At 70.3% G+C, this 24,959-nt stretch carries 21 protein-coding genes, 1 pseudogene and 1 riboswitch; of the genes and pseudogenes, 14 read left to right on the top strand and 8 right to left on the bottom strand.

Annotated features, from left to right (window positions below; all coding sequences use genetic code 11):
- Window positions 1-167: 167 nt before the first annotated feature.
- The 3 genes from NUG21_RS06665 to NUG21_RS06655 are packed head-to-tail and all read left to right on the top strand — an operon-like array spanning window position 168 to window position 1,996.
- On the top strand, window positions 168-851 hold the full coding sequence (locus tag NUG21_RS06665; protein WP_263392629.1) for a YceI family protein: 684 nt from the start codon (window positions 168-170) through the stop codon (window positions 849-851).
- The gene (locus NUG21_RS06660) at window positions 848-1,414 is read left to right on the top strand and encodes a cytochrome b (protein WP_160946427.1); all 567 of its coding nucleotides are present in this window, start codon (window positions 848-850) and stop codon (window positions 1,412-1,414) included. Before NUG21_RS06665 ends, NUG21_RS06660 begins: the two co-directional genes overlap by 4 nt.
- 12 nt (window positions 1,415-1,426) lie before the next feature.
- The gene (locus NUG21_RS06655; RefSeq protein ID WP_160946428.1) at window positions 1,427-1,996 is read left to right on the top strand and encodes a YceI family protein; all 570 of its coding nucleotides are present in this window, start codon (window positions 1,427-1,429) and stop codon (window positions 1,994-1,996) included.
- Between the two features lie 76 nt (window positions 1,997-2,072).
- Here NUG21_RS06655 and NUG21_RS06650 read toward each other — a convergent pair whose 3' ends face one another.
- The gene (locus NUG21_RS06650; protein WP_019797883.1) at window positions 2,073-2,705 is read right to left on the bottom strand and encodes a glutathione S-transferase family protein; all 633 of its coding nucleotides are present in this window, start codon (window positions 2,703-2,705) and stop codon (window positions 2,073-2,075) included.
- 74 nt (window positions 2,706-2,779) lie between these two features.
- On the bottom strand, window positions 2,780-3,028 hold the full coding sequence (locus NUG21_RS06645; protein WP_263392628.1) for a glutaredoxin family protein: 249 nt from the start codon (window positions 3,026-3,028) through the stop codon (window positions 2,780-2,782).
- A gap of 87 nt (window positions 3,029-3,115) precedes the next feature.
- Here NUG21_RS06645 and NUG21_RS06640 point away from each other — a divergent pair, with 87 nt between their 5' ends.
- From NUG21_RS06640 to NUG21_RS06620, 5 genes and pseudogenes are all read left to right on the top strand, one after another.
- Window positions 3,116-4,498 (top strand): L-serine ammonia-lyase, encoded by a 1,383-nt coding sequence (locus NUG21_RS06640; RefSeq protein ID WP_048490425.1) that lies wholly within the window; start codon window positions 3,116-3,118, stop codon window positions 4,496-4,498.
- A gap of 111 nt (window positions 4,499-4,609) precedes the next feature.
- Window positions 4,610-7,696 (top strand): ligand-binding sensor domain-containing diguanylate cyclase, encoded by a 3,087-nt coding sequence (locus NUG21_RS06635; RefSeq protein WP_263392627.1) that lies wholly within the window; start codon window positions 4,610-4,612, stop codon window positions 7,694-7,696.
- Window positions 7,697-7,764: 68 nt separating this feature from the next.
- The gene (locus NUG21_RS06630; RefSeq protein WP_263393045.1) at window positions 7,765-8,775 is read left to right on the top strand and encodes an alpha/beta fold hydrolase; all 1,011 of its coding nucleotides are present in this window, start codon (window positions 7,765-7,767) and stop codon (window positions 8,773-8,775) included.
- Window positions 8,776-9,197: 422 nt separating this feature from the next.
- A pseudogene (locus NUG21_RS06625) lies at window positions 9,198-9,611 on the top strand (Ig-like domain-containing protein); the annotation flags it as partial.
- Window positions 9,612-10,010: 399 nt separating this feature from the next.
- Window positions 10,011-11,249 (top strand): glycoside hydrolase family 18 protein, encoded by a 1,239-nt coding sequence (locus NUG21_RS06620; protein ID WP_263393044.1) that lies wholly within the window; start codon window positions 10,011-10,013, stop codon window positions 11,247-11,249.
- A 155-nt stretch (window positions 11,250-11,404) separates the two neighbouring features.
- Here the strand turns inward: NUG21_RS06620 and NUG21_RS06615 are convergent, their stop codons facing one another.
- From NUG21_RS06615 to NUG21_RS06605, 3 genes are read right to left on the bottom strand one after another with little or no spacing between them, the layout of a single operon-like run.
- Window positions 11,405-12,490 (bottom strand): homoserine dehydrogenase family protein, encoded by a 1,086-nt coding sequence (locus NUG21_RS06615; RefSeq protein WP_263392626.1) that lies wholly within the window; start codon window positions 12,488-12,490, stop codon window positions 11,405-11,407.
- Window positions 12,487-13,704 (bottom strand): O-succinylhomoserine (thiol)-lyase, encoded by a 1,218-nt coding sequence (locus NUG21_RS06610; protein WP_017909760.1) that lies wholly within the window; start codon window positions 13,702-13,704, stop codon window positions 12,487-12,489. The genes NUG21_RS06615 and NUG21_RS06610 overlap by 4 nt, the downstream gene beginning before the upstream one ends.
- Window positions 13,701-14,738 carry a homoserine O-succinyltransferase MetX gene (locus NUG21_RS06605; protein ID WP_160946434.1) on the bottom strand — a complete coding sequence of 346 codons (1,038 nt, stop codon included), beginning with the start codon at window positions 14,736-14,738 and terminating at the stop codon, window positions 13,701-13,703. Before NUG21_RS06605 ends, NUG21_RS06610 begins: the two co-directional genes overlap by 4 nt.
- Before the next feature lie 70 nt (window positions 14,739-14,808).
- A riboswitch (SAM riboswitch) is annotated at window positions 14,809-14,927 on the bottom strand.
- Between the two features lie 244 nt (window positions 14,928-15,171).
- Between NUG21_RS06605 and NUG21_RS06600 the strand changes: the two genes are divergently transcribed.
- From NUG21_RS06600 to NUG21_RS06585, 4 genes are all read left to right on the top strand, one after another.
- Complete coding sequence (locus tag NUG21_RS06600; protein WP_263393043.1) at window positions 15,172-15,906, top strand: M23 family metallopeptidase; 735 nt, start codon at window positions 15,172-15,174, stop codon at window positions 15,904-15,906.
- Window positions 15,907-16,033: 127 nt separating this feature from the next.
- On the top strand, window positions 16,034-17,638 hold the full coding sequence (locus NUG21_RS06595) for a peptide chain release factor 3 (RefSeq protein WP_263392625.1): 1,605 nt from the start codon (window positions 16,034-16,036) through the stop codon (window positions 17,636-17,638).
- Window positions 17,639-17,746: 108 nt separating this feature from the next.
- Window positions 17,747-18,418, top strand: coding sequence for a PAQR family membrane homeostasis protein TrhA (locus NUG21_RS06590; RefSeq protein WP_010344180.1), 672 nt, complete (start codon window positions 17,747-17,749; stop codon window positions 18,416-18,418).
- 52 nt (window positions 18,419-18,470) lie between these two features.
- Window positions 18,471-20,444, top strand: coding sequence for an AsmA family protein (locus NUG21_RS06585; protein WP_263392624.1), 1,974 nt, complete (start codon window positions 18,471-18,473; stop codon window positions 20,442-20,444).
- Between the two features lie 142 nt (window positions 20,445-20,586).
- On the opposite strand, the gene NUG21_RS06580 is transcribed toward NUG21_RS06585, so the two are convergent.
- From NUG21_RS06580 to mtgA, 3 genes are all read right to left on the bottom strand, one after another.
- Window positions 20,587-21,015 carry a CBS domain-containing protein gene (locus tag NUG21_RS06580; RefSeq protein ID WP_263392623.1) on the bottom strand — a complete coding sequence of 143 codons (429 nt, stop codon included), beginning with the start codon at window positions 21,013-21,015 and terminating at the stop codon, window positions 20,587-20,589.
- Complete coding sequence (locus tag NUG21_RS06575; protein ID WP_263392622.1) at window positions 20,975-21,997, bottom strand: glycosyltransferase family 2 protein; 1,023 nt, start codon at window positions 21,995-21,997, stop codon at window positions 20,975-20,977. Before NUG21_RS06575 ends, NUG21_RS06580 begins: the two co-directional genes overlap by 41 nt.
- A 197-nt stretch (window positions 21,998-22,194) precedes the next feature.
- Window positions 22,195-22,938, bottom strand: a complete 744-nt coding sequence (mtgA, locus tag NUG21_RS06570) for a monofunctional biosynthetic peptidoglycan transglycosylase (protein WP_263393042.1) — start codon at window positions 22,936-22,938, stop codon at window positions 22,195-22,197.
- A gap of 81 nt (window positions 22,939-23,019) precedes the next feature.
- Between mtgA and NUG21_RS06565 the strand changes: the two genes are divergently transcribed.
- Together NUG21_RS06565 and NUG21_RS06560 are read left to right on the top strand one after the other, a co-directional pair.
- Entirely contained in the window at window positions 23,020-23,913 is an 894-nt protein-coding gene (locus NUG21_RS06565; protein ID WP_263392621.1) for an Hsp33 family molecular chaperone HslO, read from the top strand.
- A 115-nt stretch (window positions 23,914-24,028) separates the two neighbouring features.
- The gene (locus tag NUG21_RS06560) at window positions 24,029-24,889 is read left to right on the top strand and encodes an XOO1806 family protein (protein ID WP_242080763.1); all 861 of its coding nucleotides are present in this window, start codon (window positions 24,029-24,031) and stop codon (window positions 24,887-24,889) included.
- Window positions 24,890-24,959 lie beyond the last annotated feature (70 nt).

Raw genomic sequence — 24,959 nt, 5'->3', positions numbered from 1 at the left:
CGCGGCGGCCGCTCCGTGTGCCGCTCGCCGCGGCAGCGTTCTTATACCCCGCGCCGGCGTAAAAATCACACCTGTCGCGGCATGCAACGAACCGTTACGCGCCGCAGGTACGCAGCCGGGCCGGACTGTGACTAGAATCCGGCGACCTCCCAGCGCGGCGCCGCTCCATGCTCAAACCCTCTCTCGTGGCCCTCCTGCTGGCCTTGCCGGGCGCCGTCTTCGCCGCGCCGGTGCAGTACGCGCTGGACCCGGTGCACACGCGGGTGCTGTTCGCGATCGAGCACGCCGGGTTCTCCAAGGCGCTGGGCACCGTGTCCGGCAGCACCGGCACCCTGGTGTTCGACCCGGACGACTGGCGCAGCGCGCGGCTGCAGGCGCGGGTGCCGTTGCAGCGGCTGGACCTGGGCGACGAGAAATGGAACCGCGCCGCGCTGGCGCACAACCTGCTCGATGGCGAGCACTACCCGGAGGCGCAGTTCGTCTCCACCCGCGTGGAGCCGATCGACGCGCAGCACGCCAAGGTGATCGGGCAGTTGACCCTGCACGGCGTCACCCGCGAGGTGACCCTGGACGTGACCCTGAACGCTGTGAAGCGCCATCCGCTGCCGCCGTTCCGCCGCACCGCCGGCTTCTCCGCCACCGCCACGCTGCAGCGCGCCGACTTCGGCATCCGTTCCTGGCCGTCGGTGATCGGCGGCACGGTGGAGCTGCGCATCGAGGCCGAGGCCACCCGCGAAGGCGGCGCCAAGGCCGAGCCGGATCCGGCACCGAGCAGCACACCGGCCGCACCCACCGATACCCCCGCGCCGGCGGCGCCCGCCGCGGCGGCCGTGCAGGACGACACGCCATGAGCGCACGCAATACCGCCGACCGCTGGGGCAGCGTCAGCCAGACCCTGCACTGGTTGATCGCCGCCCTGATCCTGCTGCTCGGCGTGGTCGGCCTGACCATGGGCGAGTTGCCGAAGACACCCAAGTACTTCTGGGTCTACACCGCGCACAAGTCGCTGGGCCTGACCGTGCTGGCGCTGGTGATCGTGCGGCTGGGCTGGCGCCTGTACGCCGGCGCGCCGAAGCCGGTGCCGGGCACGCCCGGCTGGCAGGAGCGCATCGCCGGCGCCACCCACGTGCTGCTGTACGTGATGATCTTCGCCATCCCGCTGTCCGGCTGGCTGTACGACTCCAGCAGCGGCCTGCGCCCGTTCCGCTGGTTCGGCCTGGTCGCCGTGCCCAAGCTCAGCCCGCCCGACGAACACCTGCGCGACCTGTCGCACGCGGTGCACGAGTGGGGCTTCTGGCTGCTGATCGCGGTGGTCCTGGCGCATGCCGGCGCCGCCTTCTACCACCACCTGTTCCAACGCGATGCCACCCTGGCGCGGATGCTGCCGCGCGGTTGGCTCACCCCCAAGTCCTGAGGAGCCGTTCCGATGTCGACCCGTTTCGCGTCCCCCGCCGCCGTCGCCGCCAGTCTGGTGGCCCTGCTCGCCGCCGCTCCGGCGGTCCAGGCCGCCGACTATGTGCAGGCCCCCGGCTCGACCCTGGTGTTCGCCAGCAAGTACGACGGCGAAGTGTTCACCGGCCAGTTCCCCGGCTTCGACACCAAGCTCAGCTTCGACCCGGCCAACCTGGCCGGCGCCAAGCTCGACGTGACCATCCCGCTGGCCGGCGCCAAGAGCGGCAACAACGACCGCGACTCCACCCTGCAGGGCCCGGACTTCTTCAACGTCGCCAAGTTCGCCACCGCGCACTACCGCGCCGACAAGTTCCGCGCGCTGGGCAACAACCAGTTCGCCGCCGACGGCACCCTGGAGTTGCGCGGCGTGTCCAAGCCGGTGACCCTGACCTTCACCTGGACGCCGGGCGCGCAGCCGGTGCTGGCCGGCAAGGCCACGGTCAAGCGCCTGGACTTCGGCGTGGGCGGCGGCGACTGGGCCGATACCAAGACCATCCCCAACGAAACCGCGATCAGCACCAAGGTGGTGTTCAAGGCGAAGTGATTCGCCACAGGCCGCGGCGCGCGGCCGCTGAGCGGCGGATTTCCTCGTCGGGTCCGCCGCTTTTTTTATGTGCGGCTCAGGCGACGCCGGCGCACTGCACGACGAAACCGGCGCGGCGGCCGAGGCGCTGGTAGTAGGCGTCCACCGCCTGCAGCGACGGATGCTCGAACGGCGTGCGGTACCAACGATGCACCGACAGGCCGATGGCGATGTCGGCCAGACTAAAGTGCTCGCCAGCGACGTAGCCACCGGTGTCGCCCAGGTGCTGGTCCAGCACCGCCATGAATCGCGCCCAGGCCGCGAGCGAGGCCTGGATCTGTGCAGGTTCGGCCGGATGCGGCGCCCCGCGCACCAGCGCCAGTAACGCATAGCGCCACGCGCCATTCAGATCCGACGCCTGCCAGTCCAGCCATTGATCGACCCGCGCTCGCGCCTTGGCCTCGGTTGGATACAACACCCCGTCGCCGTAGCGATTGGCGAGGTAGCGCAGAATGCTGTTGGATTCCCACAACACGAAATCGTCGTCCAGCAACACCGGCACCATCCCATTGGGATTGAGTGCGGCGGTCGCTGACCCGGACCTCACTGGCGTCGCCAGCACGGACGGCGCGCCGACGTCCTGCTGCCGGAACGGCAGCGCGAGTTCGATGCACGCCCAGTGGACCTTGCGGACGTTGATGGACGTACGGTTGCCGAGAATGGTCAGCATAGGCCAGGTTCAAAAAAGCCTGCAAATCCAGGCACAAAGCAGAATGACGAGGCTGGCCACGCACCGCAAGCCGGTCATCGCCTTTCGGGTGGGGCCGAGCAGATCGCCAGCCACGCGCGCACGCCGGCGGCATCGAACGGCCAGTCCAGTTCGCGCCCGTCCGCAGCGCACAGCACCGGCACGCGCACGCCATAGCGTGCCTCCAGCGCTGCGTCGTCGTCGATGAACACGCTGACCGGCTCGGGCACGCGCGCCTGCGCCAGCACCTGCAGGGCCTGGTCGCACAGATGGCAGTCGTCGCGCTGGTACAGGGTCAGGGACATGCTCGCGTCCAATGCTGCGCTGCGGGCCTGTGCCGTGCGCCGGAAGCATAGAATAGACGGTCTTTCGCCCACCCCTTCGGCACGCGCATGGCTGTCAGCACCTTCGACCTGTTCAAGATCGGCATCGGACCGAGTTCCTCGCATACCGTGGGGCCGATGCGCGCCGCCGAGCGCTTCGTGCACCGCTGGCTGTTCGACCAGGGCCGCCTGCAGGACGTGGTGCGGGTGCGTGCGGAGGTGTTCGGCTCGCTGGCCCTGACCGGGCGCGGCCACGGCACCGACAAGGCGGTGCTGCTGGGCCTGGAAGGCCAGCGCCCGAACCTGATCGACCCGGACATCATCCCCGGCGCGCTGGAGCGCATCCGCGGCAGCAAGCGCATCAACCTGCTCGGCCAGCACGAGATCGCCTTCGACGAGAAGCGCGACCTGGCGATGAACAAGCGGCAGAAGCTGCCGTACCACACCAACGGCATGCGCTTCACCGCCTATGCCGCCAACGACGAAGTCATCGCCACCCGCGACTACTACTCGGTCGGCGGCGGATTCGTGGTCAACCAGGACGACGCCGCCGACGACCGCATCGTCGCCGACGAGACCCCGCTGCCCTACCCGTTCAAGAGCGGCGACGAACTGCTGGCGCAGGCTGCGCGCAGCGGCCTGAGCATCGCCGCGCTGATGTTCGAGAACGAGAAGTGCTGGCGCAGCGAGGACGAGATCCGCGCCGGCCTGCGCGAGATCTGGGGCGCGATGCAGGCCTGCGTGACGCGCGGCATCCGCGAGGAAGGCACCCTGCCCGGCGGCCTGCACGTCTCACGGCGCGCGCCGGCGCTGTACCGCGAGCTGTCGTCCAAGCCGGAAGCGGCGATGCGCGATCCGCTGACCACGCTGGACTGGGTCAACCTGTACGCGCTGGCGGTCAACGAAGAGAACGCCGCCGGCGGCCGCGTGGTCACCGCGCCCACCAATGGCGCGGCGGGCATCATTCCGGCGGTGCTGCACTACTTCGACCGCTTCTGCCCCGGCGCCGACGAACAGCGCGTGTTCGACTTCCTGCTCACCGCCGCGGCGATCGGCATCCTGTACAAGGAAAACGCCTCCATCTCCGGCGCCGAGGTCGGCTGCCAGGGCGAGGTCGGCGTGGCCTGCTCGATGGCGGCCGGCGGCCTGGTCGCCGCGCTCGGCGGCAAGCCGGGGCAGATCGAGAACGCGGCCGAGATCGGCATGGAGCACAACCTCGGCCTGACCTGCGACCCGATCGGCGGCCTGGTGCAGATTCCGTGCATCGAGCGCAATGCGATGGGGGCGGTCAAGGCGATCAACGCCAGCCGCATGGCGATGCGCGGCGACGGCAAGCACAAGGTGTCCCTGGACAAGGTGATCCGCACCATGCGCGACACCGGCCGCGACATGCAGGACAAGTACAAGGAAACCAGCCGCGGCGGGCTGGCGGTGAACGTGATCGAGTGCTGAGCCGCCTTGGACGCTGGCCCGTGCGATCGCCAGCGTCCCCGCCGCCGCGCGGATAAAGATCGGCGCGGCGATGCCGCTAACGCAAGAGACGTCGGCCGATCCGGCATTGGCATGCTCTTGCGGTTCCCACACACCTCCTGGCGCCTGCTGGCGCTACAGCTGGCCATGCTCTCGACAGCGTGGAGCGCGAGTGTGCCGCAGGCACGGGCACTGCAGCCGGACAAGCAGTTCAATCACTACGAGCGTGAAGGCTGGGGCCTGGACCAGGGCCTGCCGCAGCTGAGCGTGCAGGCGTTCGCGCAGGACCGCCAGGGCTACCTGTGGATCGGCACGATGGGCGGGCTGACCCGCTTCGACGGCGTGCGCATGACCTCGTTCAACGAAGGCGCGCCGGCGCATCTGCCGGGCAACCTGATCAAGGCGCTGCACGTCGATCCCGCCGGCACGTTGTGGATCGGCACCTACCGCGGCCTGTCGCGCTACCGCGACGGACGCTTCTCCACGCTGCTGCCGCAGGATCCGCAGGCGCCGCTGCTCAACATCGAGGCGATCGCCACCGATGCGCGCGGCACCGTGCTGGTCGCGGCGCAGGATGGCGTGTACGCGGTGCAGGACGATCGCCTGCAGCTGCGTTACCGCATCGCCGGCGGCGCCTCTGCGCTGCTGCCGCGCACCGACGCGCTGTGGGTGGGGACGCGCGGCGCCGTGCTGCGCTTCGTCGCCGGCCAGGACGCGCCGGAGGCGCTGGCACTGCCGCAGGAGGCCGGCGCCGCGCCGGTGCAGCACCTGCTGGAGGCGCAAGGCACGGTCTGGGCCGGCACCCACGACGGCCTGCTGTTGCGCCGCGACGGGCGCTGGCAATGGCTGCCCGATGCCAGCGGCCTGAGCCGACGCGCGGTGCAGGCCCTGTTCGAGGACAGCGACCGCAACCTGTGGGTGGGACAGCCCGGCGCGCTGCTGCGCGTGCGCGATGGCGCGATCGTCGAGCGCAGCCCGGAAAGCAAGCAGAACATCGGCGTCAACGCCATCTTCGAGGATCGCGAGCGCAACCTGTGGCTGGGCAGCAGTTGGAACGGCGCGACCCGGCTGTGGAACGGCTGGACCCGCCGCTACAGCACCCACGAAGGGCTGGACGACGCGCTGGTCTGGACCCTGGCCCGCGACCCGGACGGATCGCTGTGGGTCGGCACCGACAGCGGCCTGTCGCAGCTGCGCGCTGGCCGCTACCAGCAGCACCTGAGCCTGGCCCAGTTGCACAACGAGGCGCCCTACACCTTGCTGGCCGAACCCGGGCAACTGTGGATCGGCACGCGCCATGGCGCCGCCCTGTACCGCGACGGCCGGCTCAGCCAGCCGGCCTGGATGGCGCCGCTGCGCGACCTGCAGGTCAGCGGCATCGTCCGCGACCGTGCGCAGCGGCTGTGGTTCGCCAGCGACGACGGCCTGTTCCGCAGCGACGGCACGCGGCTGCGCCGCTACGGCACGACCGACGGCCTGCGCGATCCGCGCGTGCGCCTGGTCCACGAGACCCGCGGCGGCCGCCTGCTGGTCGGCGCGCAGTCGGGCCTGTACGAACTGCGCGGCGAGCGCCTGGTCGCCCTCGCCCCGCCGGGCTCGGCGCTGGCCAGCGCCGACATCACCGCGATCCACGAACTGCCCGATGGGCAGTGGCTGGTCGGCACCCTCAACGAGCAGTTGTGGTTGTTCGACGGGACGCACTGGTATGCGTTCGGCGAGCAGGACGGGCTGCCGGTGAACGCCGCCTTCTTCATCGCCGACGACGGCCGCGGCGGGATCTGGGTGGCCGGCCTGCGCGGGGTCTACCGCGTGCGCCTGGCCGACCTGCAGCGCCACGCGGCGTCGCCGCAGGCGCCGCTGAACGCCGAGCTGATGCTCACCGAGCGCGCGCAGCGCCACGGCGGTGTGCAGGGCATGTGCTGCAACGGCGCCGGCAACGGCAAGGGCTTCATCGAGCACGGCGCGCTGTGGCTGCCCAGCCGCGACGGCGTGGTCGCCCTGGACACCGCCGGCATCGTCAAGAATCCGGTGGCGCCGCAGCCGGTGGTGGAGCGGGTACGCGCGCTGGGCCAGTGGCTGACGCCGCAGGCGCTGCCCGCGCCGCTGCCCGAAGCCGCGCGCGACCTCGACTTCGAGTTCACCGCCGCCTCGTTCCAGGCGCCGCAGAACGTCGAGCTGCGCTACCGGCTGCTCGGCTACGACCGCAACTGGCGCACCCTCGACGACATCCGCCAGCGGTCGGTCAGCTACACCAACCTGCCCGGCGGCGACTACGTGTTCGAGGTCACCGGCAGCAACAACGCCGGCGTGTGGGCGGCGGCGCCGGCGCGGCTGCCGCTGCGCATCGCGCTGCGCTTCCAGGAAACGGCGTCCTACAAGCTGCTGCTGGCACTGGGCGCGTTCGCCCTGCTGCTGTCTGCCGTGTGCCTGGCGCGGCTGCACAACCGGCGCCAGCGCGAGATCCTGGAGCGCCAGGTGCGCGATCGCACGCAGGCGCTGCAGGCAGCCAACCAGCGCCTGCAGGAGGCCAGCTTCACCGACGAACTGACCCAGTTGCGCAACCGCCGCTACCTGTCGCTGCACATTCCCAGCGACATCGCGCTGTACCGGCGGATGGCCGCCAACGACGAGGACATGCTGTCCTCGGGCATGCTGTTCGCGCTGATCGACATCGATCACTTCAAGTCGATCAACGACAGCGGCGGCCATCACACCGGCGACGCGGTGCTGCAGCAGATGGCGCAGTTGCTGGTGCGGCTGACCCGCGAAAGCGACTACGTGGTGCGCTGGGGCGGCGAGGAGTTCCTGCTGGTGCTGCGCTCGGCGCCGCGCGAGAACCTCACCATGGCCGCCGAACGGCTGTGCCGCGCGGTGGCCGCGCACCCGTTCGTGTTCGACCACGGCCGCCAGGGCCGGGTCACCTGCTCGATCGGACTGGCCGAATTCCCGTTCGTGCACGATCCCGACAACCTGCTCGGCTGGGAACAGCTGCTGGTGCTGGCCGACCGCGCGCTGTACCAGGCCAAGGCCAAGGGCCGCAACGGCTGGGCCGCGTACCGGCCGGTGCTCGGCGCGCAGGCCGAACAGGTGCTGGCGGCGCTGCAGGAACCGCTGAGGCAGATGCAGCGCCACGCCTGCCTGACCCTGGTGCACAACGGCGGCAGCCTGCCGCCGGCGTAATGCGTTGACGCCTCGCACGCGTGGGCCGGGCTAAGGTCATGGTCCACCACGCCTGCCGCCCCGCTCCCATGCGCCATTGCCTGCTGCTCGCCGCCCTCGCCCTGTCGCCGCTCGCATCCGCCACGGCCACCGACGCATCGCCGCGCTACGGCGCGCAACTGGAAGGCTTCGCCTATCCCTACCCGGTGCACTGGTACCGCTTCGATTCGCAGCGCCAGTCGCTGCAGATGGCGTACATGGACGTGGCCCCGACCGGCACGCCGAACGGGCGCACGGTGGTGCTGCTGCACGGCAAGAACTTCTGCGCGGCGACCTGGGAATCGACGATCGCCGCGCTGGTGGCACAGGGCTACCGGGTGCTGGCACCGGACCAGATCGGCTTCTGCAAGTCGAGCAAGCCGCAGGCCTACCAGTTCACCTTCGCGCAACTGGCGGCCAACACCCATGCGTTGCTGCAACAGGCCGGGGTGACCCGCGCCGTGGTCGTCGGCCATTCGATGGGCGGCATGCTCGCCGCGCACTACGCGCTGCAGTATCCGCAGGACGTGAGCCAGTTGCTGCTGGTGAACCCGATCGGGCTGGAGGACTGGAAGGCGGCCGGCGTGCCCTGGCGCAGCGTCGACGCCTGGTACGCCAAGGAGCGCAGGACCGACGCGGCCTCGATCAAGCAATACCAGCAGAGCGTCTACTACGGCGGACAGTGGAAGCCCGAGTACGACCGTTGGGTGAGCATGCAGGCGGGCCTGTACGCGGGCCCCGGCGGCGACCGCGTGGCCTGGAACCAGGCACTGACCTCGGACATGGTGTTCAACCAGCCGGTGGTGCGGCGCCTCCCGCAACTGCGCGTGCCGACCACGCTGTTCATCGGCCAGCGCGACCGCACCGCGATCGGCAAGGATCTGGCGCCACCGGCGCTGGCCGCGACCCTGGGCGACTATCCAGCCCTGGGCAAGCGCGCGGCCGCGGCGATCCCCGGCGCGCGCCTGGTCGCCTTCGACGACCTCGGCCATTCCCCGCAGGTGGAAGCGCCGCAACGCTTCAATGCCGCGTTGCTCGAGGCGCTGGTCAAGGCGCCCTGACCCCACATTCGCCACGCCATTGGTGCCGGCACGGCGGCACGAACGCGGCTTGCGCGCATCATGGCGGCGTGCCGGCGGCGACAGCACGTCGCCTGGGGCGCCGCACGCACCTCGCCCCCGCCACGCACCGTGCCAGCCCGCGCCCCGCATACGCAGACGTGCCCGATATGCAGCCATTGCGCTGCAGCATCAGCCGTTCATGAAAACGCTGTCATCGCGGTGATTTTGGATACATCTCGCATTCGTCTGAATTGTCTGTTGACAACGTTGTCTTCTGGCCAGAACCCTGCGCCTGCCCGGTCCGCGCACGAACGCCACACGACGTCGGCGCCACACGCTCCCGGGTGATCGGATCCAAGGAACCAGACAGCGGCGAACCGCCGCTCCTCAGTCGCGTTACCTACCGCATCGGAGGCGTCACCATGCACACGAAATCCGCTGGATCGTGGTTGCTGTTCTGCTGTTTCGTCCTGGCCGGCCTCGTGCCCGGCCAGGCCTGGGCCGCCGCGTGCAGCGGGGTCGCCGCCTGGAATCCGGCCACGATCTACGCCGCCGGCGATACCCTGACCTACGCCGGTCACCTGTACCGCGCCAACGGTCCGATCTGGAACACCGCGCCGACCTACTGCACCAGTTGCGGCTGGTATCAGGACCTGGGCACCTGCGACGGCAGTTCGGCCAACCAGCCGCCGAGCGTGGCCCTGACCGCGCCCACCGCCGGCACCCGCTTCGTGGTCGGCAACACCATCACCCTGCAGGCCTCGGCCAGCGATGCGGACGGCAGCGTGGCGCGGGTCGAATTCTTCCGCGGCGCCACCTCGCTGGGCAGCGTGAGCGGCGCGCCCTACACGCTCGCCTGGAGCGGCGCGGCGGCCGGCAGCTACAGCCTGACCGCCGTGGCCACCGACAACGCCGGCGCGCGCAGCACCTCCGAGGCGGTCGCGATCACCGTCGCGGCGCCATCGAGCGACACCACCGCGCCCAGCGTGCCGACCGGCCTGGCCGCGGCCACGCGCGCCAGCAACGCCATCACCCTGAGCTGGAATGCCGCCGCCGACAATGCCGGCGGCAGCGGCCTGGCCGGCTACGACATCCTCCGCAACGGCAACCGCGTGGGCACCTCCACCACCACCGCCTACACCGATTCGGCGCTGACCGCCGACACCGCGTACGCCTACGCGGTCCGCGCCCGCGACAACGCCGGCAACGTCTCCGCCAGCAGCGCCACGCTAAGCGTGCGCACCCTGCCCGCCAGCGCCGGCGGCGGCAAGCGCGTGATCGGCTACTTCACCCAATGGGGCATCTACGGCCGCAACTACCAGGTGCGCGACATCCAGGCCAGCGGCGCGGCCGGCTACCTGACCCATATCAACTACGCGTTCGGCAACGTCCGCAACAACCGTTGCGAAGTCGGCGTCACCCAGCCCTCCGACAGCAGCACCGGCGCCGGCGGCGACGCCTTCGCCGACTACACCAAGGCATTCTCCGCCGCGCAGAGCGTGGACGGCGTGGGCGACACCTGGGACCAGCCGCTGCGCGGCAACTGGAACCAGTTGAAGAAGCTCAAGGCCGCGCACCCCGGGTTGAAGGTGCTGATCTCGCTGGGCGGCTGGACCTGGTCGCGCGGATTCTCCAGCGCCGCGCGCGCCGAGAACCGCCAGGCCTTCGTCGCCTCCTGCATCGACGCCTACATCCGCGGCAACCTGCCGGTCACCGACGGCGCCGGCGGCAACGCGGCCGCGGCCGGCGTGTTCGACGGCATCGACATCGACTGGGAATACCCGGTGGCCTGCGGCATCGCCTGCGGCACGCCCGAGGACCGGCAGAACTTCACCGCGTTGCTGGCCGAGTTCCGCCGCCAGCTCGACCAAGTGCGGCCGGGGCTGCTGCTGACCGTGGCGGTCGGCGCCGGCATCGACAAGATCCGCGTCACCGACCCGAACCTGTACGCGCAATACCTGGACTACCTCAACGTGATGACCTACGACTTCCACGGCGCCTGGGATCCGCAGACCAACCATCACTCCGCGCTGTTCGAATCGCCGGCCGATCCATCCAGCGGCGACCAGCGTTACTACAACAGCAACGACGCCATCCAGGCCTTCCTCGACCGTGGCGTGCCGGCCGCCAAGCTCAATCTCGGCATCGGTTTCTACGGGCGCGGCTGGACCAACGTGCCCAACGTCAACCACGGCCTGTACCAGAGCGGCAGCGCCGCGGCGGGCACCTACGAGGCCGGCATCGAGGACTACAAGGTGTTGCGCGGCCGCGCCGGCACCAGCTACGTCGACGCGCAGGCGCGCGCGCACTGGAAGTACGACGGCAGCACCTTCTGGAGTTACGACGACCCGGCACTGGTCACCGAGAAGATGAACTACGTCAGGGCCCAGGGCCTGGGCGGCGCGTTCTTCTGGGAATTCAGCGGCGACTATCAGGGCGAGTTGCTGAAGACCATGGGCCAGGGGCTGCAATGAGCTGAGCGCCGGCCGCCGCGCTACGTGCGGCGGCCGCATCGCATGACCCACACGCATCGGCGTGCAGTCAGCGTCGCCGCACGCCGGCTTCCCATCGGTATCACCCCAGCCCGAACCGCGAGGCCCGCACCTGATGCGGGCCTCGCTTGCGTCGCTCAGCGCACTGCGATCCGCAGCACGTCGTCGAGCAAGGCCGCCGCGGTGACGTCGGCGCCCGCGCCCGGCCCCTGGATCAGCAGCGGCTGCTGCAGATAGCGGTCGCTGTGGATGGCGACGCGGTTGTCGGTGCCGGCACCGCTGGCCAGCGGATGCGTCGATGGCAGCGCGCGCAGGCCCACCGAGGCGCCGTGCGCATCGAAGCGGCCGACGAAGCGCAGGCAGGCACCTTCGGCCTGCGCCTGCGCCAGGCGCGCCGCCAGCGGCGCGTCCAGTTGCGCCAATGCCGCATCCAGTTGCGCCAGCGGCACCGCGGCCAGCGCAGCCGGCACCAGCGACTCCACCTGCACCTGCTCAGCGCGCAACGGCAGGCCCGCGGCACGGGCCAGGATCAGCAACTTGCGCCGCACGTCCTCGCCGGACAGGTCCTCGCGCGGATCGGGTTCGGTGTAGCCGGCGGCCGCAGCCTCGCGCACGCACTCGGAGAAGGCGCGGCGGCCGTCGTAGCGATGCAGCAACCACGCCAATGACCCGGACAACACGCCTTCCACCGCATGGATATGGTCGCCGCCGGCAACCAGCGCACGCAGGCTGCTCAGCAATGGCAGCCCGGCGCCGACCGTGGCGCTGTCGCCGTAGTGGGTACTGGCGGCATGCCGCGCGGCATGGATCTGTTCGGCACGCGCCAGCGCAGCGCCCTGGCCGAGCTTGTTGGCGGTGACCACGTGCACGCCGCGCCGCAGCCACTCGGCATGGCGCTGCGCCACCGCTTCGCTCGCGGTGGCGTCGACCACGATGTCGCCCCGGGCCAGGTCGTCCGGCAGCGTCACCGCCTGCGCTGTGCGCGCGGCGGCATTGGCCGCGGCCAGCGCCTGCGCCGGCGTCACCGCGCAATCGGCAACGGTGCGCGAATTGGCCAGCCAGGCGAAGGTCGGCAGGCCCGGGCGGCGCTGCTGCAGCGCCTGGTAGCGCGCGACGAAGGCGCGGCCGACGGTGCCGGTGCCGAGCAGGCCCAGCCGCGCGGTGGTCGCGATGGGCGCCGCACGCAGCGGCGCCGATGGCGCATCGGCCAGGCCGCTGCTCACGCGTCCACCCGTTTGCGTGCCAGCGCCTCGCCGGCGCGCTGCGCGCGCTGCAGGCCCGCCTGCAGGTCGGCGACCAGGTCCGCGCTGGATTCGATGCCCACCGACAGACGCAGCAGGCCGTCGGAAATGCCGGCCTTGGCGCGCGCCTCGGCGGTCATCGCCGCATGGGTCATGGTCGCCGGGTGCGCGATCAGGCTCTCCACGCCGCCCAGCGATTCGGCCAGGGTGAAGTAGCGCAGGCCGTCGACGAAGGCGCGCACCTCGGCCTCGCCGCCGGCCAGTTCGAAACTGATCATCGCGCCGAAGCCGCGCTGCTGCCGCGCCGCCACCGCGTGGCCCGGATGCGAGGCCAGGCCGGGGTAGTACACCTGGCGCACCGCGGCGTGCGTGGTCAGCAGCTCCACCACCGCCTGCGCGTTTTCCTGGTGCGCGCGCAGGCGCGCGTCCAGCGTGCGCAGGCCGCGCAGGGTCAGGAACGCATCGAACGGCGAGCCGGTCAGGCCCAGCGCATTGGCCCACCACACCAGTTGCTGGTGCAGTTCGGCATCGGCGGCGATCACCGCGCCGCCGACCACGTCGCTGTGGCCGTTGACGTACTTGGTGGTGGAGTGGATCACCAGGTCGGCGCCGAACGCGATCGGGGTCTGCAGCGCCGGCGACAGGAAGGTGTTGTCGACCACCGCCAGCGCGCCGGCCTTGTGCGTGGCGTCGATGACGAAGCGCAGGTCGGTGATGCGCAGCAGCGGGTTGGACGGGGTCTCGATCAACACCAGCTTCGGCGCCTGCGCCAGCGCATCGGCCAGCGAGCGCGGATCGGTCAGGTCGGCGGTGATCAGCTCGAAGTGGCCCTTCTTGGCCAGCGCGTTGAACAGCCGCCAGCTGCCGCCGTATGCGTCGTGCGGCACCACCAGCTTGTCGCCGGGCTGCAGCAGCGCGTTGAGCACCAGGTTGATCGCGCCCATGCCGGTGGCGGTGATCACACCGCCGGCGCCGCCTTCCAGTTCCGCCAGCGCTTCGCCGAGCAGGTCCCGGGTGGGGTTGCCGCTGCGGGTGTAGTCGTACTGGCGCTTGTTGCCGAAGCCGTCGAAGCTGAAGTTCGACGACAGCACGATCGGCGGGGTCACCGCGCCGTAGGCGGTGTCGCGGTCGATACCGGCGCGGACCGCAGCGGTGGCGGCACTACAGGGCAGATCGGTGTCGTGGGCAGTGCTCATGCGGCAACTCCGGTGGGGCGAAGGGCGGTGGCGAGAATCGCGTCGATGCGATCGGTTTCTTTCAGGAAGGCGTCGTGGCCGTAGGGCGAACGCAGCACGCGCAGGCTGCCGCGCGGGCCCAGCCCTTCGACCAGGGTGACCAGGTCCGACAGCGGCACCAGGCGGTCGCCTTCGACCGCCACCACCACCGTGGGCACGGCGACGGCGGCCGGATCGATGCGGTGCAGGTCGATGGATTCGGACAGGCGCAGGTAGGCGTTGACCTGGGTGCGCGCCACGTACTGCGCGCCGGCGGCGTCCAGGTAGTCCTCGGCGGCGACGCGGACGCGGCCGTTGATCACTTCCGGCGCCGCGTCGAAGCGCTCGCCGAATTCCTCGGGGGTGCGATAGCTGAGCATGGCGAACTGCCGCGCCAACGACAGCCCGTGGCTCTCGGCGCACTGCAGCTGACCCAGCGCCACCGCGCGGCGCTGCAGCGCGCGCCAGGCCGCGGCATACGGATGCGCGCGGTGCGCGCCGCTGACCGCGATCAGCTTGTGCAGGCGTTGCGGATGCCGCACCGCCAGTTGCAGGCCGACCAGCGCGCCGTAGGAGTAGCCGACGAACCCCTGCAATTGCGCGATGTCCAGCGCGTCCAGCAGCGCGGCGATGGCATCGGCCTGGTCGGCGCTGTCGATCGGCGCGTCCAGGCTGCCGTCGGCGCCGACGAAATCGAATGCCAGCAGCCGCCGCTGGGTCGGATCCAGCGCCCGCCCCGGCCCGACCAGGCCTTCGGCCCAGCCCTTCTCGGGAAAGCTGGCGTTGGCGGCCAGATGACGGTGCGCGGAGATGCCGCCGGCGACGAACACCACCGGTGCGACGACCGGGCCGCTCAACTCGTAGCGCAGGCGCAGCAGTTGCACGCCGGCATGGCGCAGCGGCAACGCGACGGCGACCTCGCCACGCATCGCGTGCACGCCGTCGGCCGGCGCGGCAACGCGGTCGTGGGACGGAGTGGCGGAGGTGGAGCGATCAGGCGAGTTCACGAGGCGCATGGCGGTATCCAGGGAGGAACGGCCATCGAGCTTCGCGGAGCTCGCGTTCGCCATGCAGAGGGCATGGATCGAACCATCTTTCGGCGGACGCGGTGGTCCCCGCAGGATTTGGCACCTACACGGTCGCTTGCGCGTCCGCTGGCTGCCCCGGCATCAAAGGGCCTGTCCCTCCGCCGGTCTCGATGGTGGAGCCACGATGCCAGCGATTTTCGGCAATGTCAATCTCTTTATTCGGATGAAGCGATATGATTTTTCGATCCCCGGCCTCGGCGATACTCCGCTTCCCCCATCGCTGCCCCTGTCCGTGCGCCGACGCCGCCCCCGCCGCTGGCTTGCCGTGGTCCTGTCGTTCGCACTGGCGACCGGTGCGCCCGCGCAGCCGCTGCTGCGCTGGAATGCCCCGCGCCCCGTGCCGCCACCGCCCCCGGCATGGCTGGAAGTGCAGGCCCGCGACAGCGGCCTGCGCGAGGTCGCGTTGGGCAATCCGCTCGGCGGCCCGGTGCAGATCCGCCTGCTGGGCGACCGCGCCGGCTTCACTGCCGTGCCCGCGCTGCCGCTGACCGTGGAATTGGCCGCCGGCGAGCGCCGCGTGGTCGCGCGCCTGTATCCGCCCGGTGACCTCGCCGAGACGGGCGGCGACGGCGCCCGGCTGCGCATCGAGGCGGTGCCCGGTTCGCCGCGCGCCCATGCCGACGCGGTGCTGTATGCCCTGCCCTTCGCCGATCGCCCGGTGCGCATCGATCAGGGCTTCGGCGGCGCGTTCAGCCATCGCGATCCGGCCAATGCCTATGCGCTGGACTTCGCCCTGCCCGAGGGCACGCCGATACTGGCCGCGCGCGAGGGCGTGGTGATGGAGGTACGCGACGACTTCCGCGAGTCCGGCACCGATCCACGCCTGGGCCAGGCCGCCAATCTGGTGCGGGTGGTGCACGCCGACGGCAGCATGGCGATCTATGCGCACCTGGCCGCCGGCGGCGTGCAGGTGCGGGTCGGCCAGGCGGTGCGGCGCGGCGAGCGTCTCGGCCTGTCCGGCAATACCGGCCTGAGCAGCGGCCCGCACCTGCATTTCGCCCTCCAGCTCAACCGCGGCCTGCGCCTGCAATCGGTGCCGTTCCGGATGGCCGGGCCCTTGGGCGAACTGCATTTCGCCCATCCCACCCCGCCCTAGCGCCATCACCGACAGGCCGGCAAGCCCCCGCATCGCGAAGTGCGCAACTGAACGGCCCTGCCGGCAAGCCCGCTATAATCGGCGGCTTCCTCCGTTGCCGATGACGCCCCTTGCGGGCGTGCCGCCCATGTCCGAAGTCGCCACCGAAGCTGCGCGCCGCCGCACCTTCGCCATCATTTCCCACCCCGACGCCGGCAAGACCACGCTGACCGAAAAGCTGCTGCTGTTCGGCGGGGCGATCCAGATGGCCGGCTCGGTGAAGGGCCGCAAGGCCGCGCGCCACGCCACCTCGGACTGGATGGCGCTGGAAAAGGAGCGCGGCATCTCGGTGACCTCGTCGGTGATGCAGTTCCCGTACGAAGGCAAGATCATCAACCTGCTCGACACCCCCGGCCACGCCGACTTCGGCGAGGACACCTACCGCGTGCTCACCGCGGTGGACTCGGCGCTGATGGTGATCGACGTGGCCAAGGGCGTGGAAGAGCGCACCATCAAGCTGATGGAAGTCTGCCGGCTGCGCGACACGCCGATCATGACCTTCATCAACAAGCTCGACCGCGAGGGCAAGGATCCCATCGACCTGCTCGACGAGGTCGAGACGGTGCTGGGCATCGAGTGCGCCCCGGTGACCTGGCCGATCGGCATGGGCCAGCGCCTGAAGGGCGTCGTGCACCTGGTAACCGGCGAGGTGCACCTGTACGAGCCCGGCCGCAACTTCACCCGCCAGGATTCGACCATCTTCCCGTCGCTGGACGCGCCTGGCCTGGCCGAGAAGATCGGCGAGCAGATGCTGGCCGAACTGCGCGAGGAACTGGAACTGGTACAGGGCGCCAGCCACGCCTTCGATCTGGCGGCCTACCGCGCCGGCAAGCAGACCCCGGTGTTCTTCGGCTCCGGCGTCAATAACTTCGGCGTGCAGCCGCTGCTGGACTTCTTCGCCGAGCACGCGCCGCCGCCGCAGCCGCGCGCCACCACCGGCCGCCAGGTGCAGGCCGGCGAAGACAAGCTCACCGGCTTCGTGTTCAAGATCCAGGCCAACATGGATCCGCAGCACCGCGACCGTGTGGCCTTCATGCGCATCTGCTCGGGCCGTTTCGCCGCCGGCATGAAGACCCTGCACGTGCGCACCGGCAAGGAGGTCAAGCTGGCCAACGCGCTGACCTTCATGGCCAGCGACCGCGAAATCGCCGCCGAGGCCTATCCCGGCGACGTCATCGGCATCCACAACCACGGCACCATCTCCATCGGCGACACCTTCACCGAGGGCGAGTCGCTGTCGTTCACCGGCATTCCCAACTTCGCCCCGGAACTGTTCCGCCGCGCGCGCCTGCGCGATCCGCTCAAGCTCAAGCAGTTGCAGAAGGGCCTGGCGCAGTTGTCCGAGGAAGGCGCCACCCAGTTCTTCCGGCCGCTGATGAGCAACGACCTGATCCTGGGCGCGGTCGGCACCCTGCAGTTCGACGTGGTCGCCTACCGGCTCAAGGACGAGTACGGCGTGGACGCTAGCTTCGAGCCGGTCGGCGTGGTCACCGCGCGCTGGGTGCACTGCGACAACCCTAAGAAGCTGGAAGAGTTCCGCGAGAAGAACGCGATGAACCTGGGCATCGACGCGGCCGGCGAACTGGTCTACCTGGCGCCGACCCGGGTCAACCTGCAGTTGGCGCAGGAACGTGCGCCGGACGTGCGCTTCGCCGCCACCCGCGAACACGCGCACAGCCTGGCGGTGGAATGACCGCCCTGTGACCGCGGGCGTGCGCCGGATGAGCGCACGCCCAACGGCGTCGCAGTCCTGCGCCGCAGCGGATGCGAACCGCTCGCAATTGCGCTACCGTGCGGACCCATGGATGCAGACCGGTCGCCCGCTTACTCGAACGCCGACGCGCAGCCTTCCACGGACTGGCGCGACGAACTCGCCAGTGCGCTGACCCACGGCCTCGGCGCGATCGCCGCGCTGGCCGGCGGCTCGGTGCTGATCACACTCGCAGCCATCTACGGCGACGGCTGGCAGCTCGCCACCGCCATCGTGTTCAGCGTCACCTTGCTGCTGCTGTACGTGGCGTCCACCCTGTACCACGCCATTCCGCATCCAGGCGCCAAGGCGCGCCTGCAGATCTTCGACCACTGCGCGATCTACCTGCTGATCGCCGGCACCTACACCCCGTTCACCCTGATCGGCCTGCGCGGCCCGTGGGGCTGGGGCCTGTTCGCGGCGATCTGGACCATCGCCGTGGCCGGGGTGATCTTCAAACTGTTCTTCACCGGCCGCTTCCGCCTGCTCTCCACCATCCTGTACATCGCCATGGGCTGGCTGATCGTGGTGGCGATCGAACCGCTGCTGCGTTCCATCGATGCCTGGACGTTGGGCTGGCTGCTGGCCGGCGGCCTGTTCTACACCCTGGGCACGTATTTCTATCAGCGCGACACCGTGCGCTACTTCCACGCCATCTGGCATCTGTTCGTGCTCGCCGGCAGCGTCTGCCACTTCGTGGCGGTGACCGGCCAGGTGCTCTGAGGCGGCCGCTCGCTTTCGCACCCCGTGCACGGCGGCTGCCTAGGATGGCCGCATGGCTCCCGACCCTGCTTCCGCATCCGGCGCACGCCGCCGCTCCTGGCCCTGGCGGCGCAACGACGGCCGCCTGCGGCGCTGGCCATTCGTGCTCGGCGCGCTGGTGCTGCTCCTGCTCGTCATCATCCTGATCTTCGACTGGAACTGGTTCAAGGCGCCGGTGGAACGGGCGGTGCAGGCACGCACCGGCCGCGCCTTCCATATCGACGGCAACCTGGATGTGGACCTGGGCCGCATCGTCACCGTGCGCGGCGATCGCCTGCGCTTCGCCAATGCCGACTGGTCGAAACAGCCGCAGATGGCCAGCGCCGACCGTGCCGAACTGGATATCGCGCTGTGGCCGCTGCTGCGCGGCCGCGTGCGCATTCCCGAGATTCGCCTGACCAAGCCCGATCTGCTGCTGGAGACCGGCCCGGCCGGACAGCCCGGCAACTGGGCGTTCGGCCAGTCCGACGACGGCGGCAGGCCGGTGGTGCTGGGCGCCTTGCTGGTGCAGCAGGGACATCTGCGTTTCCAGGACCCGGTCGGACGCACTGAGATCGACATCGCCGTCGACAGCCAGGTCGGGCAGCGACGCCGCGGCGACGCCGCGCCGCCGATCGCGGTCAGCGGCGACGGCCGCTGGCGCGGCAATCCCTTCACCCTGAAAGGCAATACCGCCTCGCCACTGGAACTGAGCGAGAGCGACCATCCGTTCCGCGTCGACCTGCGCGGCAGCGCCGGCAGCACCCGCGCGCACATGCGCGGCACGCTGACCAATCCGTTCCAGTTGCGCGTGTTCGACCTGCAACTGCAACTGGCCGGCGCCGACATGGCGCATCTGTATCCGCTGCTGGGCATCGCCATCCCCTCCACGCCGCCCTACCAACTCGACGGGCGTCTGCAGCGCGACGGCGAGCGCTGGCGCTATCAGGACTTCCGCGGCCGCGCCGGCGACAGCGACCTGGCCGGCACAGTGCAGATCGACACCGCCGGGCAGCGCCCTTTCCTGCGCGCCGACCTGCGTTCGCAACGCCTGGATTTCGACGACCTGGCCGGCTTCGTCGGCGCGCCGCCGCGCACCGGCGCCGGCGAGACCGCCAACGCCGAGCAGAAGGCGCAAGCGGCCAAGCTCGCCGCCACCGACAAGGTGCTGCCGTCCACCCCGTACGACCTCGGCAAGCTGCGCGCGATGGATGCCGACGTGCGTTGGAAGGCGCAGCGCATCAATGCGCCGTCGTTGCCGCTGGACGACATGGACGCGCACCTGAAGCTCGATGACGGCGTGCTCTTGCTGCAACCGCTGAACTTCGGCGTGGCCGGTGGCGACCTGCGCTCGGACATCCGCATGGATGCGCGCAAGCCCACGCTGTTCACCCGTGCGCAGGTGTCGATCCGCGGCGTGCAGTTGGGCAAGCTGTTCCCCGACGGCAAGCTGGCCAAGGAAGCGGCGGGTGCGGTCGGCGGCGAGATCGCCTTGGCCGGCAGCGGCAACTCGATCGCGCAGATGCTCGGCAGCGCCGACGGCAACGTCGCCGTCGGCATGGGCAAGGGCCGCATCAGCAACCTGGTGATGGAACTGGCCGGTCTGGATATCGCCGAATCGCTGAAGTACCTGGTGACCAAGGACCGCGAGATCCCGGTGCGCTGCGCGTTCGGCGACTTCGGCGTCCAGCGCGGGGTGATGACCTCGCGCGCCCTGGCCTTCGACAGCACCGACACCCTGCTGGTCGGCAGCGGCACCATCGACCTGGGCCAGGAGCGCCTGGACCTGCTGCTGAAGGCGCAGCCCAAGGACCACAGCATCCTCGCCCTGCGCTCGCCGCTGCGCGTCGGCGGCACCTTCAAGGACCCGAGCTTCCGCCCCGACTTCAAGGCCCTGGGCGTACGCGGCGCGATCGCCGTCGCCCTGGGCAGCATCGCCCCGCCCGCCGCGCTGCTGGCCACCATCGAGACCGGGCCGGGCAAGGATATTCAGTGCGGCGGCAAGTAGCCGCGGGATTCGGGATTCGAGATTAGGGATTCGCAAAAGCAGACTGCCGGATCACCGCCAGATCCGGATGGGTGATTCGCGCGGCGCAACCGGCGCACGCGCGCCCCCGCTCTTACGAATCCCCAATCCCGACTCCCCAATCTCAGCTCCTGATGTACTCCTGCAACTGATCAAGTTCCTGGCGCTGCTCCTCGATCACCGCCTTGACCAGGTCGCCGATCGAGATCACGCCGATCACGCGGCCGGCGTCCACCACCGGCAGGTGGCGGATGCGTTGCCCGGTCATCAGTTCCATGCACTGCTGCACGCTCTGCGACGGGTCCACGGTGTGCACCTTGCTGCTCATGATGTCGCGCACCGGCGTGGTCGCCGAGGAGCGGTCCTGCAGGACCACCTTGCGTGCGTAGTCGCGCTCGGACAGGATCCCGGACAGCTGTCCGTCCTGCATCACCAGCACCGCGCCGATGCCCTTGGCGGCCATCAGCCGCAGCGCCTCGATCACCGCCGTGCCCGGCGCGACCGCGTGGATCTCATTGCCCTTTTCGCTCAAGACCTGCCGTACCGTGCGCATCGCTGCCTCCCGGTTCGCTGGATCGCACGGCCGAGCATACTCCTTCGCCCGGTGCACGCCAGGTCTCCACCAGGTACAGCGGGCGTTGCTTGGATTCCTCGTACAGCCGGCCCAGGTATTCGCCGATCAGGCCCAGCGCGATCAGCTGCACGCCGCCCAGGAACAGGATGACCGCCATCATCGTCGGCCAGCCGGCCACCGGATCGCCCCACAGCGCCGCCTTGACCACCACCCAGATCGCGAACACGAAGGCACCGACCGCCGTCGCCAGCCCCAGGTAGGTCGCCACCCGCAACGGCGCGGTGGAGAACCCGGTGATGCCGTCCAGGGCGAAATTCCACAGCCGCCACAGACTGAACTTGCTGCGCCCGGCCAGCCGCGGCGCGCGCCGGTACGGCACCGCCAGGCGGCGGAAGCCGATCCAGCCGAACAGCCCCTTCATGAAGCGGTGGCGCTCGCGCAACTGCCGCAGCGCGGCCAGCGCGCGCGGCGACAGCAGGCGGAAATCGCCGGTATCGGCCGGGATCGGCGTCTTCGACAGCCGCCCGATCACCCGGTAGAACAGCGCCGCGGTGCCGCGCTTGAGCCAGCCCTCGCCTTCGCGCACCAGGCGCGTGCCATAGATGTCGTCGTAGCCGGCGCGCCAATGCGCCACGAACTGCCCGATCAGCTCCGGCGGATCCTGCCCATCGGCATCGAGCAGCATCGCCGCGCCGCGCTCGACACAGTCCAGGCCCGCAGTCAGCGCCAGTTCCTTGCCGAAGTTGCGCGACAGGCGCAGCGCGCCGACCCGCGGATCGGACGCGGCCAGCGCCTGGATCGTCTCCCAGGTGGCATCGCGGCTGCCGTCGTCCACGTACAGCACCCGCCCCTCCAGCCCAGGCACGGCGTCGAGCGCGGCAAGGATGCGCGGGTGCAGCAGCGGCAGGGTCTGCGCCTCGTTGAACGCAGTGACGACGACAGTGAGACGTTCGGATTCCATCGGCGGATGGTACGGAGCGGCCTGCGCGTCCACCAGCGGCGGGGCATCGCCTGGCAAAAGGGAACTTCTCCCTTCTCCCACTGGGAGAAGGTGCCCCGAAGGGGCGGATGAGGGTCCGCCTGCCGCCGAACCCCAATGCGCACGTGCGGCCGTACCCTCACCCCAACCCCTCTCCCGGTGGGAGAGGGGCTTCAGGCCTACGGCGCCTGCAGGTAGGCCGGGCCGCCCAGTTGCCGGGTCTGGCGCTGGATCCAGTTGGCCCGCCCCTGCACATAGGGGCCGGGGCGCGTGGCGTTGTAGCGCTGCGGCGCCGGCAGCACCGCCGCCAGCAGCGCGCTCTGCGCCGGGGTCAGCTGCGCCGCGTCCTTGTTCCAGAAGCTGCGCGCCGCCGCCTGCGCGCCGTACACGCCGTCGCCGAACTCGGCCACGTTGGCGTACACCTCGAGAATGCGCTGCTTCGACCACAGCGCCTCGATCAGCACCGTGTACCAGGCCTCCAATCCCTTGCGCAGCCAGCTGCGGCCCTGCCACAGGAACAGGTTCTTGGCGACCTGCTGGCTGATCGTGCTGGCGCCGCGCAGGCGCCCGCCACGCGCGTTGTGGTCGCGCGCCTTTTCGATCGCGTCCAGGTCGAAGCCATGGTGGCTGGGAAAGCGCTGGTCCTCCGCGGCGACCAGCGAGATCGGCAGGCTCGGCGCGATCTGCGCGGTGTCGCGCCAGTCGTAGGCGATGCGGTACGACCAATCGCCACTGGCCCAGGCGCCGAGCTGGCGCTCCAGCATCATCGCCGAGAACGGCGGGTCGACGAAGCGCAGCAGCAGGACCTGCGACACGCTCGCCAGCACGAAGACCAGCGGCGCCAGCAGCAGCCAGCGCCGCCAGCGCCTGGCCCGTGGACGCGCCGGCGCAGCGCCACTTGCATCGCGTCGCGCCGCCCCCATTCCTATGCTCTCTTCGATCTGGTCCACCGTGACGATCCACTCTCGTGCGGTCGCCATCTTCCCATGCGCAGCGAGGCCGCAATGCATTCTTCCGACGATCGTCTGACCCGCTTCCTGCTGCCCGGCGCCGGGGTGCGCGGTGTGCACGTGCGCCTGCACGACACCTGGCGCGAGATCCTGGCGCCGGCCAGCTACCCCGCCGCGGCCACCGAACTGCTGGGCGAGGCCTGCGTCGCCGCGGCCCTGTTCACCGGCCACACCAAGGTCGACGGGCGTCTGTCGGTGCAGTTGCGCAGCCAGGGCGTGCTGCGCACCCTGTTCGCCGAGTGCACCGCGGCCGGCACGCTGCGCGGCATCGTCCAGTTGAGCGAAGGCCAGGACGCGCCGCGCGACCTGCGCGCCCTCGGCGACGACGCCCTGCTGGCGATCACCATCGAGAACCCCGGCCTGGACCCGCGCGAACCGCAGCGCTACCAGAGCCTGGTGGCGATGTCCTCGGCCGAGCTGGACGAAGCCTTCGAGGACTACTTCCGCCAGTCCGAACAGTTGCCGACGCGGCTGATCCTGGCCGCCGACGGCAGCCATGCCGCCGGCCTGCTGCTGCAGAAGCTGCCTGGCGACGCCGGCGACGAGGACGGCTGGAACCGCGCCGGTGCGCTGTTCGAAACCGTCGGCGAGGCCGAGCTGCTGGCGACGCCCGCCGAGACCCTGCTGCACCGGCTGTTCCATGAGGAGACCCCGGAACTGCTCGGCGACCGCCCGCTGCGCTTCGGCTGCTCCTGCTCGCGCGAACGGGTGGCGGCGATGCTGCGCTCCCTCGGAGAGGAGGAAGCGCGGGCCGCGGCCGAGGCCACCGGCCAAGTTGAGATCCGCTGCGAATTCTGCGGCCGCCACTATGACTTCCCCTTGACGGAATTCGGAGTATTGTTTGCCGTAACGCAGGCTGAACCGACGCCCTCGGAGCGCTTGCACTAGCGGAAATGCGCGTCGCGACCGGGGAGTCCGACTTGTTAAAGAAACATAAACCCACTAGCATCAACCACCCTGTCCGGCGGGAACTTTCGTGCCCGCCCCAAGTCTCAGACTGCTGATGCGACCCTTCCTGCGCCTACCGCTCGCCCTGCTGATCGCCCTTGCGGCGAGCACGGGCGCGCACGCGCAGAACAAGCCGGCCAACGGCCAGGACCGCACCGTGCTGCCGGTCTGGAACAAGGGCAGCGGCAAGGTCGAGGCGCTGCTGTACCTGGAACCCACCGGCGAACAGGCGGTCGGGGCGCGCTGGCATTTCGGCCGCAACTCCCTGGATGCCGCGTTCGGCCTGTCCTCCGGCGACTCGCTGGGCCTGCTGTGCAACAGCGCCAGCGGCAGCAGCATCAGCGGGCTGGCGAGCCACTGCATGCTGGCCAGCCTGGGCGACGACGACGGCAGCACCGGCCATCATGTCGCCGCCACCACCACCTTCAACCGCCCCGGCGGGCGCCTGTCGCTGTCGGCCGGCACCGGTCGCGAAAACCTCCCCGCTTGGCTGGCCGGCGCCAACAAGACGCCGTCGATGCGGATGGAGCAGAACGACCTGACCGTCTTCGCGCAGCAGAACATCGGCCGCGAGGGTTTCGTGTCGATCGGCGGCACCTACGCCAAGGCCCGCCTGGTGCCGATCGCCGACGCCACCCCGGCCATGCTCGACCGCTGGGACAGCAAGAGCCTGAGCATCGGCGGCGGCTACGGCTCGTTCAGCGCCAACGTCATCGGCCGCGTCGTCGACGCCCCCGGACAGCCGGGCAAGTGGACCGGCCTGGGCGTGGGCCTGACCTGGCGCACCCCGTGGAGCGGCCAGCTGACCGTCGGCGCCGAGAACGTCATCACCCGCGGCAAGAACCCGTTCTCGCCGAACAACATCAGCACCGAAGAGGGGACCATCCCCTATGTGCGCTACGAGCAGGACCTGTAGCGCGCCATAGCGTGCCGCGCTGGCCGCACCTGTCACGAAGCAACGTGATGGAAGGTGATTTTTCTCTGAA

Source organism: Xanthomonas sp. CFBP 8445 (assembly GCF_025666235.1).
GTDB classification, from domain to species: domain Bacteria; phylum Pseudomonadota; class Gammaproteobacteria; order Xanthomonadales; family Xanthomonadaceae; genus Xanthomonas_A; species Xanthomonas_A indica.
Note: the sequence above shows the minus strand (reverse complement) of the source record. Positions and strands in the feature narration are given on the sequence as shown.

Coding starts and splice junctions, on each gene's coding strand:
- NUG21_RS06665 (WP_263392629.1), top strand. CDS start 168: ATGCTCAAACCCTCTCTCGTGGCCCTCCTGCTGGCCTTGCCGGGCGCC.
- NUG21_RS06660 (WP_160946427.1), top strand. CDS start 848: ATGAGCGCACGCAATACCGCCGACCGCTGGGGCAGCGTCAGCCAGACC.
- NUG21_RS06655 (WP_160946428.1), top strand. CDS start 1,427: ATGTCGACCCGTTTCGCGTCCCCCGCCGCCGTCGCCGCCAGTCTGGTG.
- NUG21_RS06650 (WP_019797883.1), bottom strand. CDS start 2,705: ATGCTGACCATTCTCGGCAACCGTACGTCCATCAACGTCCGCAAGGTC.
- NUG21_RS06645 (WP_263392628.1), bottom strand. CDS start 3,028: ATGTCCCTGACCCTGTACCAGCGCGACGACTGCCATCTGTGCGACCAG.
- NUG21_RS06640 (WP_048490425.1), top strand. CDS start 3,116: ATGGCTGTCAGCACCTTCGACCTGTTCAAGATCGGCATCGGACCGAGT.
- NUG21_RS06635 (WP_263392627.1), top strand. CDS start 4,610: ATGCTCTTGCGGTTCCCACACACCTCCTGGCGCCTGCTGGCGCTACAG.
- NUG21_RS06630 (WP_263393045.1), top strand. CDS start 7,765: ATGCGCCATTGCCTGCTGCTCGCCGCCCTCGCCCTGTCGCCGCTCGCA.
- NUG21_RS06610 (WP_017909760.1), bottom strand. CDS start 13,704: ATGAGCACTGCCCACGACACCGATCTGCCCTGTAGTGCCGCCACCGCT.
- NUG21_RS06605 (WP_160946434.1), bottom strand. CDS start 14,738: ATGCGCCTCGTGAACTCGCCTGATCGCTCCACCTCCGCCACTCCGTCC.
- NUG21_RS06595 (WP_263392625.1), top strand. CDS start 16,034: ATGTCCGAAGTCGCCACCGAAGCTGCGCGCCGCCGCACCTTCGCCATC.
- NUG21_RS06590 (WP_010344180.1), top strand. CDS start 17,747: ATGGATGCAGACCGGTCGCCCGCTTACTCGAACGCCGACGCGCAGCCT.
- NUG21_RS06585 (WP_263392624.1), top strand. CDS start 18,471: ATGGCTCCCGACCCTGCTTCCGCATCCGGCGCACGCCGCCGCTCCTGG.
- NUG21_RS06580 (WP_263392623.1), bottom strand. CDS start 21,015: ATGCGCACGGTACGGCAGGTCTTGAGCGAAAAGGGCAATGAGATCCAC.
- NUG21_RS06575 (WP_263392622.1), bottom strand. CDS start 21,997: ATGGAATCCGAACGTCTCACTGTCGTCGTCACTGCGTTCAACGAGGCG.
- mtgA (WP_263393042.1), bottom strand. CDS start 22,938: ATGGGGGCGGCGCGACGCGATGCAAGTGGCGCTGCGCCGGCGCGTCCA.
- NUG21_RS06565 (WP_263392621.1), top strand. CDS start 23,020: ATGCATTCTTCCGACGATCGTCTGACCCGCTTCCTGCTGCCCGGCGCC.
- NUG21_RS06560 (WP_242080763.1), top strand. CDS start 24,029: ATGCGACCCTTCCTGCGCCTACCGCTCGCCCTGCTGATCGCCCTTGCG.